19 protein-coding genes and 1 riboswitch are annotated in these 19,111 nt (G+C 47.6%); of the genes, 5 read left to right on the top strand and 14 right to left on the bottom strand.

Features of this window, described 5'->3' with window-relative positions:
- Positions 1–2 precede the first annotated feature (2 nt).
- The 4 genes from ACYCS5_RS06175 to ACYCS5_RS06190 form a co-directional block, all read right to left on the bottom strand.
- Entirely contained in the window at positions 3–749 is a 747-nt protein-coding gene (locus tag ACYCS5_RS06175) for an ABC transporter ATP-binding protein (protein WP_013311782.1), read from the bottom strand.
- A gap of 18 nt (positions 750–767) precedes the next feature.
- Entirely contained in the window at positions 768–2,159 is a 1,392-nt protein-coding gene (locus ACYCS5_RS06180; protein WP_029518262.1) for a DEAD/DEAH box helicase, read from the bottom strand.
- 122 nt (positions 2,160–2,281) lie between these two features.
- Positions 2,282–3,061: an SDR family NAD(P)-dependent oxidoreductase gene (locus tag ACYCS5_RS06185; RefSeq protein ID WP_029518261.1), complete on the bottom strand. Its 780-nt coding sequence runs from the start codon at positions 3,059–3,061 to the stop codon at positions 2,282–2,284.
- Between the two features lie 39 nt (positions 3,062–3,100).
- Positions 3,101–3,559 carry a chemotaxis protein CheX gene (locus ACYCS5_RS06190; RefSeq protein WP_029518260.1) on the bottom strand — a complete coding sequence of 153 codons (459 nt, stop codon included), beginning with the start codon at positions 3,557–3,559 and terminating at the stop codon, positions 3,101–3,103.
- A 429-nt stretch (positions 3,560–3,988) separates the two neighbouring features.
- On the opposite strand from ACYCS5_RS06190, the gene ACYCS5_RS06195 reads away from it, so the two are divergent.
- The 3 genes from ACYCS5_RS06195 to ACYCS5_RS06205 all read left to right on the top strand — a co-directional run bounded on the left by ACYCS5_RS06195 (position 3,989) and on the right by ACYCS5_RS06205 (position 6,657).
- Entirely contained in the window at positions 3,989–4,891 is a 903-nt protein-coding gene (locus ACYCS5_RS06195) for a LysR family transcriptional regulator (protein ID WP_023990132.1), read from the top strand.
- A gap of 60 nt (positions 4,892–4,951) precedes the next feature.
- On the top strand, positions 4,952–5,761 hold the full coding sequence (locus ACYCS5_RS06200; protein ID WP_029518259.1) for a histidinol-phosphatase: 810 nt from the start codon (positions 4,952–4,954) through the stop codon (positions 5,759–5,761).
- Positions 5,762–5,916: 155 nt separating this feature from the next.
- Positions 5,917–6,657, top strand: a complete 741-nt coding sequence (locus tag ACYCS5_RS06205; RefSeq protein WP_165148567.1) for a GTP pyrophosphokinase — start codon at positions 5,917–5,919, stop codon at positions 6,655–6,657.
- 253 nt (positions 6,658–6,910) lie between these two features.
- Here the strand turns inward: ACYCS5_RS06205 and ACYCS5_RS06210 are convergent, their stop codons facing one another.
- Positions 6,911–7,129 carry a hypothetical protein gene (locus tag ACYCS5_RS06210; protein WP_340933066.1) on the bottom strand — a complete coding sequence of 73 codons (219 nt, stop codon included), beginning with the start codon at positions 7,127–7,129 and terminating at the stop codon, positions 6,911–6,913.
- Positions 7,130–7,228: 99 nt separating this feature from the next.
- Between ACYCS5_RS06210 and ACYCS5_RS06215 the strand changes: the two genes are divergently transcribed.
- Positions 7,229–8,107, top strand: a complete 879-nt coding sequence (locus ACYCS5_RS06215) for an NAD-dependent epimerase/dehydratase family protein (protein WP_459760963.1) — start codon at positions 7,229–7,231, stop codon at positions 8,105–8,107.
- A 351-nt stretch (positions 8,108–8,458) separates the two neighbouring features.
- Here ACYCS5_RS06215 and ACYCS5_RS06220 read toward each other — a convergent pair whose 3' ends face one another.
- The 7 genes from ACYCS5_RS06220 to ACYCS5_RS06250 all read right to left on the bottom strand — a co-directional run bounded on the left by ACYCS5_RS06220 (position 8,459) and on the right by ACYCS5_RS06250 (position 15,254).
- Positions 8,459–9,067 (bottom strand): GNAT family N-acetyltransferase, encoded by a 609-nt coding sequence (locus ACYCS5_RS06220; protein WP_069012630.1) that lies wholly within the window; start codon positions 9,065–9,067, stop codon positions 8,459–8,461.
- Between the two features lie 51 nt (positions 9,068–9,118).
- Complete coding sequence (locus ACYCS5_RS06225; protein ID WP_069012629.1) at positions 9,119–9,859, bottom strand: metallophosphoesterase family protein; 741 nt, start codon at positions 9,857–9,859, stop codon at positions 9,119–9,121.
- Between the two features lie 104 nt (positions 9,860–9,963).
- Positions 9,964–10,908, bottom strand: coding sequence for a metallophosphoesterase (locus ACYCS5_RS06230; protein ID WP_069012628.1), 945 nt, complete (start codon positions 10,906–10,908; stop codon positions 9,964–9,966).
- 64 nt (positions 10,909–10,972) lie between these two features.
- Complete coding sequence (locus tag ACYCS5_RS06235; protein ID WP_459761305.1) at positions 10,973–11,782, bottom strand: AAC(3) family N-acetyltransferase; 810 nt, start codon at positions 11,780–11,782, stop codon at positions 10,973–10,975.
- Positions 11,783–11,953: 171 nt separating this feature from the next.
- Positions 11,954–12,721 carry a succinate dehydrogenase iron-sulfur subunit gene (sdhB, locus tag ACYCS5_RS06240; protein ID WP_039272681.1) on the bottom strand — a complete coding sequence of 256 codons (768 nt, stop codon included), beginning with the start codon at positions 12,719–12,721 and terminating at the stop codon, positions 11,954–11,956.
- An 18-nt stretch (positions 12,722–12,739) separates the two neighbouring features.
- A complete protein-coding gene (gene sdhA, locus ACYCS5_RS06245) occupies positions 12,740–14,485 on the bottom strand; it encodes a succinate dehydrogenase flavoprotein subunit (RefSeq protein ID WP_459760964.1) in 1,746 nt (581 codons plus the stop codon).
- Between the two features lie 94 nt (positions 14,486–14,579).
- On the bottom strand, positions 14,580–15,254 hold the full coding sequence (locus ACYCS5_RS06250) for a succinate dehydrogenase cytochrome b558 subunit (RefSeq protein WP_069012627.1): 675 nt from the start codon (positions 15,252–15,254) through the stop codon (positions 14,580–14,582).
- A 225-nt stretch (positions 15,255–15,479) separates the two neighbouring features.
- On the opposite strand from ACYCS5_RS06250, the gene ACYCS5_RS06255 reads away from it, so the two are divergent.
- Positions 15,480–16,385 (top strand): LysR family transcriptional regulator, encoded by a 906-nt coding sequence (locus tag ACYCS5_RS06255; RefSeq protein WP_029518250.1) that lies wholly within the window; start codon positions 15,480–15,482, stop codon positions 16,383–16,385.
- Between the two features lie 5 nt (positions 16,386–16,390).
- Here ACYCS5_RS06255 and ACYCS5_RS06260 read toward each other — a convergent pair whose 3' ends face one another.
- A complete protein-coding gene (locus ACYCS5_RS06260) occupies positions 16,391–17,068 on the bottom strand; it encodes a potassium channel family protein (protein WP_023990146.1) in 678 nt (225 codons plus the stop codon).
- Positions 17,069–17,086: 18 nt separating this feature from the next.
- On the bottom strand, positions 17,087–18,427 hold the full coding sequence (locus ACYCS5_RS06265; RefSeq protein WP_459760965.1) for a TrkH family potassium uptake protein: 1,341 nt from the start codon (positions 18,425–18,427) through the stop codon (positions 17,087–17,089).
- Between the two features lie 413 nt (positions 18,428–18,840).
- Positions 18,841–18,994, bottom strand: a riboswitch (cyclic di-AMP (ydaO/yuaA leader).
- Between the last annotated feature and the right edge of the window lie 117 nt (positions 18,995–19,111).

Here is a 19,111-nt window from a genome sequence, read left to right on the forward strand (position 1 = left end):
GCTCATTCCCTGCCCTGTACCAGCTCATAAAATGCATCTTCCAGCGGCATGCCCGGCTTACCCGCCTGTGCTGTCACTTCGTCCAGCGTACCCTGCGCAATGATGGCACCCTGATGAAGTACAATGAAACGATCGCAATAATTTTCAATCGTGGACAAAATATGAGAACTGAGTAGAATGGACGAACCCGAACGCTTCATCTCTAACATAAAGTCAAGCAGGGAACGAATACCAAGCGGGTCCAAACCCAAAAAAGGTTCATCTATGACATACAACGGCGGTCCCGCTAAAAATGCACACATAATCATCACTTTCTGGCGCATCCCTTTAGACAGGTGCATCGACATACTTCCACTTTTATCCCGCATACGGAACAAGTCCAGCATTTGATCACTGCGTGTGCGGAAATCTGCTTCGCTAACTCCGTACGCTCTGGCCGTGAATTCCATATGCTCCATCACCGTCATTTCAGGATACAGCTCTGGAGATTCAGGTACAAAAGCAATGGCTCCCTGATATTCCTCGGGATTTTCATCCTGCTTATGCCCCTGCACACGAATTTCTCCGGCCTGCGGTGTCATCAGGCCCAAAATATGCTTCATGGTCGTACTTTTCCCGGCCCCGTTCAGACCAATCAGTCCTACCATTTCGCCCGGTTTCACATCCAGCGAAATCTGATGCAACACCGGGCGCTTGGCGCTATATCCGCCGGTCAGTCCGTTAATTTGCAACACAGGCTGTTGTTCCATGGCTCCCCCTCTTCTCCCTTACTCGTTCGGTTTTGATCCTTTTTCCTTCAGCCATCTTGGTGCACCCTTGTTTTTGCGATCACGCTCGCGCTGTGCTTTTCCTGCTTTGGACAAGGCTGCACCTTTGCTCTTGCCTGGAGCTGAACCGTTCGCGGAATTCCTGCCAGGACGTCCGTTTTCGGCACGAACAGGTGCCTTTCGGTCCTCCGCCGATGCTCCGTTAGATAAGGATCTAGCCTCGGAGGGTCTTACAGGTGCACGCTTGGCATCCGCCGGACGCGGCACAACTACTCGACCTCCATGCAACGCACGCTCTGCGATGTCAATGCCCAGTTCACGGGAGAACTTACGCATGATGAACGTTTCACGGTCAGTGACAACCGATGCCACCAATCCTTTGCGTCCCATCCGTCCTGTCCGTCCTGCACGGTGAACATAAGCTTGACTATCCGTAGCCGGATCAAAATGAATAACCATTTCAAGGCCCTCAATATCCAGACCACGGGCTGCCACATCCGAAGCGACCAGCACTTTGAGCTTGTCCTCACGGAATCGGGCCAACACATTGCTACGCGTGACTTTATCCGCATCTCCATACAAGGATGCCGTAGTCAGCCCCATATGCTTGAGCTTGGCCTCAATCTCCCCGATGGCATTGGTTGTATTCACGAACACCAGCGCTTTTCTCGGATTAAAATGACGTACCAGACGGCGCAGCATATCCACCTTATCCCGTTCTTCAGATACAAAGTAATAGTGTTCCAGTCCACTGGCCGTCTTCTGGTCGGGATCAATCCCAATTTCTACGTATTCACGCATCTCCCGTTTCGCCAGCGACTGAATCTCGTCGTTCAGCGTTGCGGACAAGAATACCAATTGACGATCGCGTTGGGCGGTGCCCAATATATTGGTTACATCGCCTGCTCCGCCGAGCTGGAACATCTGATCCACCTCATCGATAACAATGGCTGTAATATTGTGCATTTTCAACTTTTTTGAAGCGATGAGTTCCCGTACACGTCCTGGTGTGCCCACGACAAGCTGTGGATGATCCTTGAGCTTTTCGATTTGACGTTTGATAGCCGCCCCACCAATCAGACCGAGTACACGGATTCCGCGATGCTCACCGTAGCGCTGACCCTCACGTACAATTTGCATGGCCAGTTCCTGGCTTGGAGCTAGTATCAGCTTTTGCGTAGCCTTTTTCTGCGGATCAATCGCTTGCAACAGCGGCAGCAAATAAGCCAGTGTCTTGCCTGTGCCAGTTTGTGAGCGCGCCAATACATGCTTTCCCTTCATTATTTCCGGTATAGCCTCTGCCTGAACTGGCGAAGGCTGTGTAATTTCATGCTCAGTCAGTTTGTCCAACAGATCTTGTTCAACGCCGAGCGATTCAAAATTCAATGTCATGAAAAGGTCCAACCCCTATACGTAAATTCGTTACTCTCCATTATATGCGAAAATAGCCCTGTTACCAAATCACAAAAATAAAAGATGTCCCTCACCATAGCTAATGGCTTACGGGACATCTTTTATTTCTTATTCATCACCCCATGACCCAGCCTGTCGGTCAGTCTGGGAGCTAACTGATACAGCTTGAGAAAAGGAGATACCCACCGTGGCAGATTAACCTCCTCCTTGCGAAGCTCCATCGCTCTTACGATATGCCGTGCTACCTTATCTGGTTGTAGCATAAACCAGCTTACATTTCGAACATATCCTCCTGAAGGATCTGCCAACTCAAAAAACGGTGTGTCGATCGGCCCCGGATTAATCGTCGTTACAGTCACTCCACTCCCGCGCAGCTCTTGCCGGAGCGCATTGCTGAAACCGAGCAAAGCATGCTTCGTCGCCGTGTAAGAAGACGATTTGGCTGTCCCGATTTTCCCGGCCATTGATGCTACATTGACAATCTGTCCAAGGCCCCGCTCTGTCATTTGTGGCAGAAACGCCTTGATGCAGCGAACAACACCCATGTAGTTCACGTCCATCATTTGTTCAAACTCCGTCAGGTCGGTTTCATTAAAATACTCAAACTTTCCGTAGCCTGCATTGTTAAGTAATATATCGACCCGTCCGTACTGTCCCAATACTCGTGCTGCAACAGCCTCTACCTGCTCCTGGCGGGTGACGTCCAGTTGGATAAGCTCATGTCTGCCGCTGATTCCCGCAGATACTTGCTTCAGTCGCTCCTGCGAGCGTGCTGTTAAAATAGGAATCGCGCCCTTTTCGCTTAACAACTGAGCGCAAAGGGCGCCAATCCCACTAGATGCACCTGTAATCACAACTATCTTGTCCTGTAGTATACTCACGCTCATCCCTCCACATTAAAGAAACTTGCTCCTTTAATATTAAGAGATCATCACCTGAATATCCAGCTCACCGATTCCTTCCACCGTGAGCGGAATATAAAGGGCACGCTGAGGCACAAAAGTGGTCAAGTTTTCTGATTTCATGACCTGCGGAGGCGTAATATCCACGACAATTCCCTGACTGGACAAAATCGTACTGGCATTACCACTAATCATATTGCCCAATTCTGAAATTGCGCTTTTTCCCATCTCATCAATTTCAGTCAACACAAATCCGCCCATCATCGCTGATACCATACGTAGCGCCACCTGTTCATTCAGGCCGAACACAATATTTCCGCTAAGCTGTCCGGTCATCCCGATCATAATCCAGATGTGGTCGTCCACCAGCTCGACATTTTTCACACCAAGATTTCCGGATGAAGGAGATACTTGGATCAATTGTTCAATGACCCGTCGCGCCGACTCCAAAAAAGGATTTATCACTTCTGCCTTCACGATCAAAGCGCCCCTTTACGATGGGCTTTTAGACACACAACAAAAGTCCCATTTAAATTAGAATTTTTTAATTAAATATTACTGTAAAACGAATCGATCCTCATTAAAATGCTCTCTATATCACTTATCGACAGCTACCCGGTAATTTTTTATAGCTAAACCACAAAAAATGTGAATAATGTCCTATATCTTTACTTCTTACCGGTTTTAGATTGATTATTTTTGAAGGATATCAGGACTTTAGTCTTTATTTCCCAATATACCACACTTTAAGGTGCTCTGCTTCGATTCATTGCCCTTCCTGCTCGAATAACCTATAATTTAATGAAATAAAGCATAACGACGGTTTTACATATGAACCTATGGATTGGCTAAAAATATTCATTCTATACAGCTGCGATAAGATTAAGAAAAGAGAGGAGGAACTTCATGAACATCAGTCAACTCGAAACACTTATCATGATTTCCAAAACGATGAGCTTCCGCAAAGCCGGAGAACTTCTCAATTTGACGCAGCCGGCGGTGTCCGCCCAAATTAAAAGTCTAGAGGATGAGTTCAAAACCATCCTGATTGACCGCAACCAGCCTGTCACCCTGACCGACCGGGGAGCTGTTTTTTTGGAACATGCCGAGCGCATATTAGAGGTTGTTGAGGAATTAAGACAAAAATTGTACGATCTAAACGAAACACCACAGGGTCACATTGCGCTGGGTACCACAACATCCATCGCTATTCAAATTTTACCGCGCGTGCTTTCCTACTTTCAGGATCAGTTCCCTCTCATCAAAACCTCCATTCAATCCATGGCTTCCTCCATGATTTATCAGCAGGTGGAGAACGGACTTATTGATGTTGGCATCGGCTATCTGATCGAACGTAATCCTAATTTAAGCACTTCGGTTCTGTATTACGATTCCTTTGAGCTAGTCGTGTCTCCTACTCATCCGCTGGCTTCACAACCACATGCTACCATTGAAGCCCTTCGGGAAATTCCGCTGATTCTGCTCTCTCCTGATACGGTGGGACGAAAATTCGTAGACGATGTATTTAAAAAGCACCAAATCGTGCCTCATGTCGTGATTGAGTTGTCCAGCAGTGAGGAAGTCAAACGGATGGTCGAAATTAATCTCGGTGCGGCCATTATTTCCAGACTATCGGTCACTTCTGAACTGCGTGCAGGCACATTAAAAATGATCCATATTCCTGAGCTGGAAGTTAGTCATCCGGTAGGAGTGATTTATAAATCCGGCCGATATCTAAACTCAGCCATGCAGCAATTTTTAAGTGATCTGAAGGGGATGCCGGAGACGAATTTCACCAGTTCTGAATAACGTAATTCGCTATGAACAACATACGCAATATAAACCCTGATTACGAAAGGAAGACAGGCTATGAAATTTGATCTGCACACCCATCATTTCCGCTGCGGTCATGCAGACGGAAACATTCGAGATTACATTGAAGCAGGCATTCAGTCGGGCTTACAAGCGATTGGTATTTCGGACCATTCCCCTTTCCTGGGCAGCGAACAGGATCAGGCTTTTCCTAAAATTTATATGGCCAAATCACAGCTTGCTGAATACGTAGAAGAGGTACAACAGCTTAAAAAAGAATACGAAGGCCGTATTGACGTGCTCCTCGGATTGGAAACGGATTATTTTCCTGATTTTGCTGAATTATATCGTTCCACTCTGGCTCCTTATCCATTTGATTATCTCATTGGGTCGATTCACAATGTCGAAGGGGACAGCATTTTTAACCGTAACCGTTGGAACAAATTAAGCGACGCTCGTAAAATCGAGGTCAAACAAGCCTACTATGCGCTCATTCAGGAATCTGCGCGAAGCGGCATGTTTCAGATTTTAGGCCATATTGACGCAATGAAGGGGAACTTTCCAGCCTTTTCAGACATTCCTGCTGATGAAGCCATTGATGAAACCTTGCAGGTAATTGCGGAATCCAATGTGGCGATTGAAATTAACACTTCGGGTAAAACCAAACTGAGTGGCGGATGGTACCCGTCTGCTTCTATTTTAGAAAGAGCGCACCATTTTGGTGTGGAGGTTACTTTTGGTTCGGATGCCCATAAACCTTCGCGGGTAGGCGATGACTGGGAAGAAGTAAAGGCAATGCTGAAGGATATCGGCTTCCGGGAATGGGTCTATTTTAAAGAAAAACGTAAAATTTCTGTGGCGCTTTAAAATTCAAGGTGGGAATTGCCTCTCCGCAAATCATTTGATCTTACGAACGCTGCTGCAATGGAATTGTTGGGGATTGTAATTTATAAGGTAATAATTCCATTGCAAAGGCGAATGCTTAGCAAGATTATGACATCTATGTGTGAGGAGAATTACATATGCACTTGGAAGATCCTATGGACAAATTTAAAAAGCTAAAGCATGACATCACGCGATTTATGCTAATCTATAAATTTGCGCTCGACGAAATGGAAACCAAGATTGAAATATTAAAGCAGGAATTTCAGGCATTACACGATTACAGCCCTATTGAGCATACCAAATCACGCCTTAAATCTCCTGAGAGCATCATGAATAAAATGATTCGTAAACATAGTGAGTTATCGCTGGATGCTATCAAAGATCATATCAAGGATATCGCCGGCTTGCGTATTACTTGCTCTTTTATTTCTGATATTTATGATGTCAGTAACATGCTTCAGAGACAAAGTGACTTGAAGGTGCTGGAAATTAAGGATTACATCAAGAACCCCAAGCCGAACGGTTACCAGAGCCTGCATTTGCTGGTTCAAGTTCCTGTATTCATGTCGGATTGTGAGGAGCTAGTCTGCGTAGAGGTGCAAATTCGAACCATTGCGATGGATTTCTGGGCCAGCCTGGAGCATAAAATATTTTATAAGTACAACCAGTCCGTTCCCGAAAGTCTGACACGTGAATTAAAGAACGCAGCAGACTCCGCTAATGCGCTAGATCTCCAAATGGAGCGACTGCATCGTGAAATTAAGGAGATTAAAGACGCTAGAGGTGAAGAGGACTCCATGGAGGAGCTTCGGAAGATTATGATTAATAATCAGCAAATTACGGTGCCGGCCAATTTCTTGAAGCTTCTAGGAGAGTAGGATTAGGCAGTGCTCCACCGCTATGCGAATGATTGGTTCAACGAATCGCATGTTTGTTCAAAAATGAAAGAATAGAATCATTGATTAAGATCGGCTTCTCTCTAAGCATGTGCGGTCGATGACTACAACTGGAGCAATTAGATAACGTGAGTCTTGAACCCATGAGCATAATTCTAAAAGCTGCTCTTCTGTGACGAAATCGTCATGTTCTCCCGCGATAAATAATGCAGGGCACGTAATGCTACTTAACTCACTACGTGTCAATTGCGGATATTGGCGCCAATCCTGTGCGCTCTGACGCATAATCAAATTCATCTGCCCCCTCAGGACAGGCGACTCCACTACAGCCTATGGTTGTAACGGTGGCGAACATTTGAGGGTGCTTCACCGCACAGTATAAAGCCCCATTGCCTCGCAGCTGTACCCATTTTTCGTAATACATTTCTAAATCCTGAATCTCTACGTATGGCATATGATCCTCCTCTTTTTCATTACGTCCTGTATCTTTTACATTCATTAGTCCGTCTATCTTAATATAAATGAAAACCATTTCAGAAGGAGTGATGTAAATATGAAAAAGGTACTTGTTTTGGGTGGAACCCGTTTTTTTGGCAAGAGACTGGTGGAACGTCTGCTGGAGAGTTCCGAGAACTCCGTTACCATCCTCACACGAGGCCAAACAAGCGATTCGTTCGGTGACCGCGTTCAGCGGATCTGTGCAGATCGTACCGACCAGCAAGCGCTCGCTAAGGCAGTAGGCGAGCAAGTGTGGGACGTTGTTTATGATAATATTTGCTTTTCTCCTGATGAAGCCAGCGAAGCCTGCCGCATTTTTGATGCTACAGCCAAAAGGTATATTGTGACCTCCAGCCTATCCGTCTATGATTCGAGCCCGGAAGTGCTGACAGAGAGCATCTTTGACCCTCAGGCTTACCCGGTTCGCAAGGGCGGGAAGGACGATTTTACATATCAGGAGGCTAAACGGCAGGCAGAAGCAGTTTTTATGCAGCAAGCTACATTTCCTGTAGTTGCTGTTCGTTTTCCGATTGTATTGGGGACAGACGATTATACGAAAAGACTTCATTTTCATATCGAACATGTTCGTGAAGGAATAGAATTCGGAGTACCTAATGCCGCAGCACAAATCTCATTTATTCGTTCCGATGAAGCCGCAGATTTTCTGTTTTGGCTTGGTCACACTCCTTTTACAGGTCCTGTAAATGCTTGCTCCAACGGTACAGTGAGGATTGGGGAGATCATTTCGATCATTGAGCAGGTAACTGGAAAACAAGCTGTGATGAAAGAAAAAACAGCAGACGAGCACATGTCTCCATTTGGTATTACACAATCGTGGTACATGGATACGTCCAAAGCCCAGTCAGAGGGGTACTCATTTCTCTCCCTAAATGAATGGCTTCCGGAGCTGATAACCAGCCTGACCCGTTCCTAAAAACCATAAAAAAAAGGGGACCCGAAGCTTCGGGTCCCAGCAATATATATATGATTCAAAGGGGGTCATGTTTATGTTGTACCCACTCTATGTTAAAGTAACTTTGCAGTTATATTTCATTTTGTAACAAATTGAAATATAACTGAGCACAGCCAAGGCAAGAAGGCTACTCGCTTCCGCAGAAATAGAGAAGGCACTACTATAGGATAACAAAAAAAGAGGACCCGAATGATCGGGTCCCAGCAACATATATTATTCAAAAGGGGGTCATGTCTGTATTGTACCCGTCCTGTGTTAGAGTTGTTTTGCAGTTATATTTCATCTTTGTAACAAAATATTCCAATGTTATTTCTACGCATAATCCCCTTGGGTCAGCGAAAATACCAATACACTCGGCACCTCTCCTGAGGGATCATAGGCACCAATGGTACGCAGCAGACGCATCTTATTTTTAATAAGCACGCGCATGGAAGCCTGATTATCCGCTTGGCAACGACTTTCGATCCGCTGGAGCTTCAAAGATCCGAAACCAAAATTCAGCATTTCTCCTACCACTTCTGTAGCCAGCCCCTGTCCCCAAAAAGGACGATCCAGAATATAGCCCAATTGCGCCTCACCCGTTCTTTCATTCCATTGCTGAAAAGAGACGATACCGAGCAACGGTGAAGAGGTAAGCTCATTGGATTCACTAAGTAGATTGCTTTCTTCTGTATTTCTCGGATGCCATTCCACCGCAAAATGCAGGGAATCTAGTGAATCGGAAGAAATTTTAATTTGCGCAACCAGACGCCGCATTCGTGCATAGACTGGCTTGCGAATTCGATTCACATATTGGATCACCAATGGATCGGATAGGATCCGTTCCAGCGCGGGATAATCCTCCGTTCTTAGCTGGCGCAATCGGACTCGACGGGTGTAAAGCTCTGGTAGCCCAAGACGAAGCATTTCTCTGGTCAGCACAATGTTCCCTCCTGCGGATGGATTGGCTTTTAGAAATGAATGTTTCCATACTTAATCCATGTCCTGAATCCCGCGGTAAATTCCTGTACGCAGCTCTCGAATATAATACGGCAAAGAAGGCACATCAGCTTCCTCCGCTTGTTTTACCGCCAGTTCTATATCATAAGGTACACGTACAAAATGAATGGAGAAGGACGTAGGCTGCTCCTCTCCCATCTCCCCCTCTAAAATGCAGTAGGAAGCCTGCGTAACATCCAACGGATTCCCGACACTGCCGACGTTAAAAAGTGTTTTCCCCTGAAAATGCTGGATAAAAGCATTGTGCACATCACCATATCCCACAACATCCGGAGCAAAAGCAACTTTTCCATTTTCTTCTGCTAACGGATCGAACATGGCAAGCCGTTTTTCCGGCTCATCCCATGGCTGCACACGGTGATACACACTTTGCGGCGAGGCATGCACCAGACGGATACGGCGTCCGCTCATTCTGAAATCATAATGAAACGGTAACTGTGCCAAATACTGCACTCGTTCTGCCCCCAAGCGCTCGGCTTGCCAGCTAAAATTGAGATCATCCGTAATACTGACCAGCTCATCCCAATTCCCCCGCACTACCACTTCACAACGTTGACGGACAGCATCCAGTACCTCGCTCGGGCTAGGCCCTTTGCCGATCAGATCCCCCAAACAAAACACACGGCTAATGCCTCGGGAAGCAATATCCTCCAGCACCGCCTCACAGGCAGGCCAATTGCCATGAATATCTGAAATGACAGCAATACGATCCATCTGAACCTCACTCCTTTGTCCGAAACGACTACATCTCTACACTACATTCAAGCCATCTTTATGTAGTTCCAAACTATATGACGAAGATGAAAAAAAATCATGGCCTATTGGCCAGATTTTAGCGTAATGACACTAAGCTCCGGCCTGCACAGCACGCGAATCGGCAAATGTGTCATGCCAATGCCTCGGCTAACATATAGCGGCATTCTCTCCGTTCCCACATGAAATAATCCCTGGATGTACTTGCGTCCACCCGGAGGCGGCATTGGCGCTCCAATGACCGGCAAGCGTACCTGTCCTCCATGCGTATGCCCCGACAATTGAAGATCAAAGGACATTTGCGCCGCCACATCTGCATAGTCCGGCTCATGCATCAGCAGGAGCTTGCACATCTCATCAGGTAGTCCGTGGATGGCACGCTGCGGATTGGGCTTGCCCATAATGTTATCCTCTAAACCGACCATGGCTACACGCTGCCCCGCGCGCTCTACAATCGCATGCTCGTTTCTCAGCAACGTAAACCCGGTTTTCGGATACAATTCCTGTACTCCGGCGGGTAAGCCTCTATAATCATGATTGCCCAGAATAGCAAACTTACCAAGGGTAGCGTGCATGGAAGCCATAACTGGAACAGCAGCCTTCATGGATACTGCATAGTCATCCACAATATCGCCTGTAAAACAGAGCAAATCTGGCTTCAGACCTGCTATCCGGTCCGCAAGCTCGCGTAGATCCTGCTCATCCATATGAAAACCCAAGTGCACATCACTAAAATGTACGACCCTGATTCCGTCAAAAGCAGACGGAAGACGAGGGATAGACAAGTTGAAGCGTGTAATTTCCAAATGATTAGGCTCCCATAAGGAAGCATATCCTCCAGCCAGAAGCGCGGTTCCGGCTGTGGCTAAAGCCGCTTTTTTCAAAAAATGGCGGCGCGAAGGATTGGCTGGTTCATTTGAAACGGAACGCCGCGAAGAACCGGGAGGGATAGCGGCCCCCTGATGCGGGCCATCCTGACTCTCGCGGCGGGTGTGCGGCGTCTTCTCCATATGCGTTCCCCCTTGCGATCTATTCCTTGATCTTACTTATTCGAATTCTTACCGTCCAAAAGCTTTAGCGATGGGTGGACAACCACTGCTCCGCATAGTCTACCAAATCACGTTGCCTCGCGAAAAAACATGAAGCCTCCCCAATGTTCACCCGCGTAAAAGCTGAGGGACAGTCCCGTTCAAAATCAAGTCCCAGCTTCTCAAAGTCATCTGAGGTAATATTAAAATCCTGAAAAGATACCCACGCTTTTGCTCCATCCACCATCATAGGAGCTTGATGAGTGATCACTTCACGTCCATTGTAGGCTGTTCGATATTCCGCCAAATGCAAGGACGTGTTGCTGTCATGTCCGCAGCCCAACAGCACTACATAGGCATCTGCCTCGTACAGCTTCGCCAAGGGCGAATGCTCACCCAGTCCAAAGTCGAGCTCATGAGCTGCCAGTAATTCCGAAGCTGTGGGTCCACGTGCCGCCAGAGAAACATGCGGATGCCCGCTGCGCTTGGTTCCCGGCAGGCCCCGGAACGTTTCTACAATGATGCCCATCCCTCCGGTCAGCGTCCAGGCCGGATCATAAGCGGGCATTTCCTCGCGCACCAGTTCCCACCATGACTCACCCAGAGGCGGGTTCATCCAAGTCGAGGGATCAGTCAAGTCATGTGACTGTGTCGGCATCACCAGCGTCCCTTCCGGGCCAACTGCTTCGGTTAGTGCGGCAAGAATGACCGAGGCCCCGCCTGGAACAAAGCGTCCAAAGCTGCGCATCGACGAGTGAACAAGCAATGTCATGCCGCTCCGAACCCCCAGATCCTCTAATCCCTTCAATACATCCGACCTAGTGACAGGTCGATTCGTTATCGGTTGCACAGTCACCTGTCCAGCCTCCTTTTCTCCAAAAACGATACACAATACCATAATTATACCATAACTGCTATCCCGCGCTCCTTCCTCCATGTTACCCTCCATCATTCCTGAGCGCAAAAAACAGGCTTTCTCCAGTTTGAGAAAAAGCCTGTTTGGGCATAACCTATTCGCTGTCTAGTGCTATACAGTCAGCCAGCGCTTGAACATATGCTTGGTCGTTTCCTTGTTCATTTCGGCAATAGAAGTGGTCAACGGAATACCTTTCGGACAAGAGCGTACGCAGTTTTGCGAGTTCCCGCACCCTTCCAGCCCGTCGTCTGTCATCAACGCCTCTAGCCGCTCTTCCTGATTCATTTCCCCTGTCGGATGGCTGTTAAACAGGCGAACCTGAGATATCGCCGCAGGTCCGATGAACGTCGTCTTCTCGTTGACGTTCGGACAAGCTTCCAGACAGACACCACAGGTCATGCACTTGGACAGCTCATACGCCCACTGACGCTTTTTCTCAGCCATTCTAGGACCAGGGCCCAGATCGTAGGTACCGTCAATCGGAATCCACGCTTTGACCTTCTTGAGCGCATTAAACATCCGGCTGCGGTCGATGACCAAATCCCGAACTACCGGGAATGTGTTCATCGGCGCGATCGTAATCGGCTGCTCCAGCTTATCGACGAGCGCTGCACAGGCCTGACGCGGCTTGCCGTTAATCACCATGGAGCATGCTCCGCATACTTCCTCCAGGCAATTCGACTCCCAGCACACCGGAGCCGTCTCTTTACCGTGGCTGTCCACCGGATTACGCTGAATTTCCATCAGCGCGCTAATCACATTCATTCCCGGACGATAAGCCAATTCGAATTCTTCCGTATAGGGACTGGCTTTAGGATCAGCTTGACGGGTCACAACGAACTTCACTGTTTTATTCGACTTCACTGCTTGCTCCGACATCTAATACACTCCCTTCCGTTATTTGTTCTTGGAATAATCCCGAATGCGTGGCTTGATCAGCGAAACATCCACCGCTTCATACGAGATTTGTGGTCCTTCCGGTGTCCAGTCCGCAATCGTCGTTTTCAGGAAATCCTCATCGTTGCGATCCGGGAAATCTGGTTTGTAATGGGCCCCACGGCTTTCGTTGCGCAGCAGCGCACCTTTGGTCATCGCTTCAGCCAGCTCCATCATATTCCACAGTTGCCGTGTAAACGCCGCACCCGCATTGTTCCAGCGCGAAGCGTCATTGATGTTAATGTTAGAATAACGCTCCTTCAGCTCCTTGATCTTGTGGATCGTAGCTTCCAGCTTGTCATTATAACGAACCACAGTCATGTTGTTCGTCATCCACTCGCCCAGCTCTTTATGAAGAACATAGGCATTTTCTTTTCCGTCCATATGCAAAATACGCTCATACTTCTCCGTCTGCTGATTGACTGCGGCATCAAATACGGAGGACGCTGTATCCTGTGCAGATTTTCTCAAGCCTTTGATATATTCCACAGCCTTAGGTCCAGCCACCATCCCGCCGTAAATGGCTGACAGCAACGAGTTCGCACCCAAACGGTTCGCTCCGTGGTATTGGAATTCACACTCACCAGCCGCGAACAGGCCTGGTATATTGGTCATCTGATTGTAATCGACCCACATGCCGCCCATTGAATAATGAACAGCCGGGAATATTTTCATCGGAATTTTGCGCGGATCATCACCGACGAATTTTTCATAAATTTCAATAATGCCGCCCAGTTTTACATCCAGCTCTTTCGGGTCCTTGTGGGACAGATCGAGGTAGACCATATTCTCGCCATTAATACCCAGTCCATCATCAACGCATACACTGAATATTTCACGTGTCGCAATATCGCGAGGGACCAAATTTCCGTAAGCTGGATACTTTTCTTCGAGGAAATACCATGGCTTACCATCCTTATACGTCCAAATACGACCGCCCTCTCCCCGTGCCGACTCGGACATGAGACGCAACTTGTCATCACCGGGTATAGCCGTCGGATGAATCTGGATAAACTCACCGTTCGCATAGCGTACGCCTTGCTGATACACCGCACCGGCAGCTGTGCCCGTATTAATGACGGAATTCGTGGTTTTACCGAAAATAATCCCGGGCCCACCAGATGCCAAAATAACTGCATCCGCCGCAAAAGTCTTCACTTCCATCGTACGCAAATCCTGCCCGCAAATCCCTCGACAGATGCCTTCATCATCCAGTACAGCCTGTAAAAACTCCCAGTTTTCATACTTGGTCACCAAACCCGCAGATTCCCAGCGCCGTACCTGCTCATCGAGAGCGTACAGAAGCTGCTGTCCTGTCGTCGCACCAGCAAAGGCGGTCCGATGATGCTGGGTACCGCCGAAGCGGCGGAAGTCCAGCAGTCCTTCCGGTGTCCGGTTAAACATGACGCCCATGCGGTCCATGAGATGAATGATCCCCGGAGCCGCTTCGCACATCGCTTTTACCGGAGGCTGGTTGGCCAGAAAATCCCCGCCATAGACCGAATCATCAAAGTGAATCCAGGGGGAGTCTCCCTCACCCTTGGTATTTACCGCACCATTGATGCCACCTTGAGCACAAACGGAGTGGGACCTTTTGACCGGAACCAAAGAAAATAAATGAACGTGAACTCCCGCCTCTGCCGCCTTGATCGTAGCCATTAGACCTGCCAGACCGCCGCCCACGACAATAATGTTGGATGCTGCCATTTCTGCTCACTCCTTTTTTTCAGGATTTTTAACCAAATCCCCTTTTACGTTTGAAAATAGAATTTCAACACAATGTATAATGGATATGACTCATTTACAGTAGTTGTTTAAAAGTACTGCATTGCACCAAGGCAGTTGCTGTTTCCTGAAATTCCGCGCTGCGGAATGCAAGCAGGGAGGCGATGAAGCCGATAGACACCACCACGAACAGGGTCATACAGATATAAGAAGATACTTTTTGCGCACGTGGTCCCACAGTAATCCCCCAACTGACCATAAATGCCCACAGTCCGTTAGCAAAGTGAAAGGATGCCGAAACGACACTGATTAGATACAAAATGAAATAAACCGGGTTCGTCACGATGCCATGCATGACCCCGCCTAGCTCCTCATGAGTTACATTACCCAGAGCCACCTGAAAGCGTGTGTCGTATACGTGCCAGATAATAAATACAAACGTAATGACGCCGGAAATACGCTGGAACAGAAAGCGCCAGTTACGTGAATAGCCGAACCTTTTGACATTCGGATCAGCTTGATAAGCGATATACAAGCCATAAATTCCGTGGAACAGTAATGGCAAGTAGATGAATAACGTTTCTAGTACAATAACCAGCGGCAAACCATTCAGGAAGGCCACGCTGCGATTAAATCCTTCCTTGCCACCCTCCACCGCTGTGAAGTTCGTCACCAAATGCTCAACAAAAAATAGAGCCAACGGAATGACGCCAAGAAGCGAATGCAGCTTTCTGGAATAAAATCCTCTCATCTAGGTCATGCTCCCTTCTCCCAATAATAGCGTTTTCAATAGTAATATAACATATAAAATGACAGTTCCCGACAGGAAATGTCCAACAAGGTGTCCCTTATTAGGAAAAACAAAAGTGTGAACATCTTGTGTCGCTTTCATGTTACTCCTTTTCGGCTTATAATGGAATTGCAATATACGTATTAATTATTATGTCTTTTTTGCATAAGAGAGGAAGTGGATGATTTGTTTGAGGATTTGAACGCTTTTGCCGTCATTGTCGAGCAGTCCAGCCTGAATAAAGCCTCCAAACTGCTGAATCTGTCCCAACCCGCCCTGTCCCGCAAAATTGCCAAGCTAGAGGAAGAGCTGGGTGTAAATCTCTTTGATCGTCGGGGCAAACGACTCGAAATTACGTCCACCGGCCGATTTGTTTATACATTCGCACTAGAGCAACGGCAACGACAGCTTCGCTTCTTACAAAAGCTCTCCCAGCACAAAAATGAAGCCCAGAGTATGCTTACACTCGGCGCAAGTCTCACGACACTCCAGACAACGCTGCCTACCCTTGTCGAAGCTTTTATGAGCAAGCATCCTCAAACCGAGCTGAAGCTGCTCACCGGTAAAACCCATGAAATCGTCGCCTTTGTACGTGACAAAAAAGCAGACGCCGGTATTGTCGGGTCTGCCATTCATGAAGTCGGACTGCGTTGCATTCCGCTATTTGACGATCATTTGGAGCTCGTTGTTCCCATTGGACATGAATTAACCGTTAAGACAGGAACGGCCTCGATGAAAGATCTGCAAGGATTGCCGATGATTATTTTCTCCAAAGGAACCTGGTACCGCAGTCTGACGGATGACTTGTTCCAGCGTAGCGGCATCATGCCGGATATCCGCATGGAAATCGACTCCTTCGAGGCGATTGTACGCCTGCTTCCAACCTGTAAGGCTTCCGCCTTGCTACCCAAATCCTATTTGCGTAGCGAACTGCTGCGGGATAATGGACTCACTGCATTGTACTTGCCCGATTTGAAGGAGACACGCCGAACGACCTCCCTCATTTACTCGGAGACGACCGATCTCGGTCCGACAGCACGACGCTGGATTAGCGAGACACGTGCGTCGTTTGCAGGCTACCGTATGGTGTAAAGGGTTTAGCCCTCTTCATTAACATTAACAACCTCATCCTCAAAGCGGCCGATATTATCATTCGAGCCGATGATGACCATAATATCGTCGGCTTTTAATCGATCCATAGCCGTCGGTGCGATCAGGATACCATTCGCCGTATGAAGCGCCACGACGCTACAACCAAAGCGGGTACGGGCATTTAGCTCTGCTAGCGTTTTGCCATTCAGACATGCAGGTACATTGAGTTCCACAATACTATATTCCTTAGACAACTCCAAATAATCGAGCAAATTAGGCGTGACTAGCTGGTGAGCCACCCGGATACCCATATCCCGTTCTGGATAAATAATCCGGTCCACACCGAGCTTTTCTAACGCACGCCCGTGCAGCACAGATATGGCTTTGGCTACGACTTTTTTCACACCCAGCTCCTTCAGCAAAATGGCGGTGAGGATGCTTACCTGAATGTCATCACCAATAGCAACAATGCCACAATCGAAATTACGGATGCCCAGTGATCGCAACGAGTCTTCATCGGTAGCGTCCGCCACGACAGTATGTGTCAACATCTCACTCATACTGTCCACAACATCCTCATTCCGGTCAATGCCTAGCACCTCGCACCCCATATCCACCAATTGCAAAGCCAGGCTTGAGCCAAACCGCCCCAAGCCAATAACTACAAACTGCTGCGTCTTCATATCTACTCGAAAACTCCCTTATCCTATAATCATTTTACCTTCCGGATGACGATATAATTCTTTACCCTTTTTCGGCCCCAGTGCATAAGCTAGCGTGAGTGGCCCCAGTCTACCTGCAAACATCGTCAGGGTAATCACCAGCTTGCCTATGACTGTCAAATCAGGTGTAAGCCCCATCGACAGCCCCACCGTACCAAACGCAGATACCGTCTCGAACAAGATCATCAGAAAATGATGATCTTCGGTTGCCGACAAAATCATCGTCACCCCGATCACGAACAGCAACCCCAGCAGTGTAATGGTCAAAGCCTTGTAAATTCGTCCCTGCGCAAGTCGGTACTTGAACAGTACAATATCTTCTCGCCCCCGCAGCATCGAAATCACCGCTCCAATGAGCAGGGCGAATGTTGTGGTCTTAATCCCGCCTCCAGTAGAGCCAGGAGAAGCCCCGATAAACATGAATATGATGATAAAAAACTGCGTAGCCTGCCGCAAGCCTGCAATGTCCAAGGTATTGGCACCTGCGGTACGGGGAGTAACGGACTGGAATAAAGATCCCAATAGCTTACCACCCCAATCAAGCGAGCCGAGAGTCTTCGGATTCGTAAACTCAAATACAAAAATCACGAGCGTGCCGACTACAATCATAGCGCCCGTCATGCTGAGTACCACCTTGGTATGCAAGGACAGTCTCTTGCGCTTGCGATATTCTGCCAGGTCTGACATCACTACAAAACCAATGCCGCCTGAAATAATCAAAAACATGGCTGTAAAATTAACAATCGGATCATATACATAACCTGTCAAGCTGCGAAATTCACCGAATAAATCAAAACCAGCATTGTTAAACATGGAGATGGCATGCCAGATTCCAAAATAAATCGCCCTGCCTACGGGCATATCAAAGGACCAGCGAACCGAGAATATCGTAGCGCATACGCCTTCAATAACCAGTGAGTACAGTAATACCTTACGGATTAACCCGACAATTCCCTCTACAGAAGTCTGATTCATCGCTTCCTGCAAAATGAGACGCTCCCGCAGGGAAATCCGACGCTTGAACACCAGTGCAATCAAGGTAGCCATGGTCATAAAGCCTAGGCCGCCGATCTGAATGAGCGCCACGATAACAACTTGACCAAAGGTTGTAAAAAAGGTCCCCGTATCCTTTACGACAAGCCCTGTAACACAGGTCGCGGAAGCGGCAGTAAACAAAGCGTCTACAAACGCAAGTGGCTTTCCTGTTGTATTGGAGATCGGCAGCATTAACAATAAACTACCTATTAGAATGATAATGGCAAAGCCCGCAACGAATATCTGCGGTGGAGAAAGCCGGAGCCAGCTTGCATTGGGATTCATCTATTCATCACTTCTCTCCTAATCCTTAAAACTATAAAAACAGTGATTTAATACGGTGTAAGCTCGCTACGCGTTCCATTTGATCTTCCGATCGTCGTTGCCCCTGAATTTTTTGATTTTTCCAAACCTTAGTTAACTATAATTAGCATTCCCTGAATACAGGAAGAATGCATGTCAAGCACTACTCGGTCCCCTGTGCTATTGGCGGGCAGTAGCGAAGGGGGCAGAATTGTTCTGAAGAAGCGAAGCGTTTGCCTTTATCTCCGGATTTTAACCATTAAAGGGGGTATACAATCAAAAAATCCGGGGATAACAGCAATCGGAAGAATAATCTGCACCCGCAGCGGTCTATCTAACCAATCCAAACACTTTTATACGCACAAAAAAAGACACCGGAAAACCGAGTGCCTGACTTGGTTCCTGCTCATAGCCTACGAGGTTAGCTGACGGATTCGGGCAGCACAGTATGCCCTATTTACACTTCCGATCCACCAGTGATCGGCTGTAAAATTCACCCCAGTAACATGGTTCCCCCGTTTTCCCATAGAAATTCGGCTCAACTGTATATCATTACCTATGTATTTTATAGGCATTGCCTCAAGATTATAATCCTTCTATATCCAGATCACAAAACCGATTTCGTCGAAAAAACGTGAAATTGGCTTTATTTTGCGAATGGGCATC

This window comes from Paenibacillus sp. SEL3 (genome assembly GCF_054602585.1).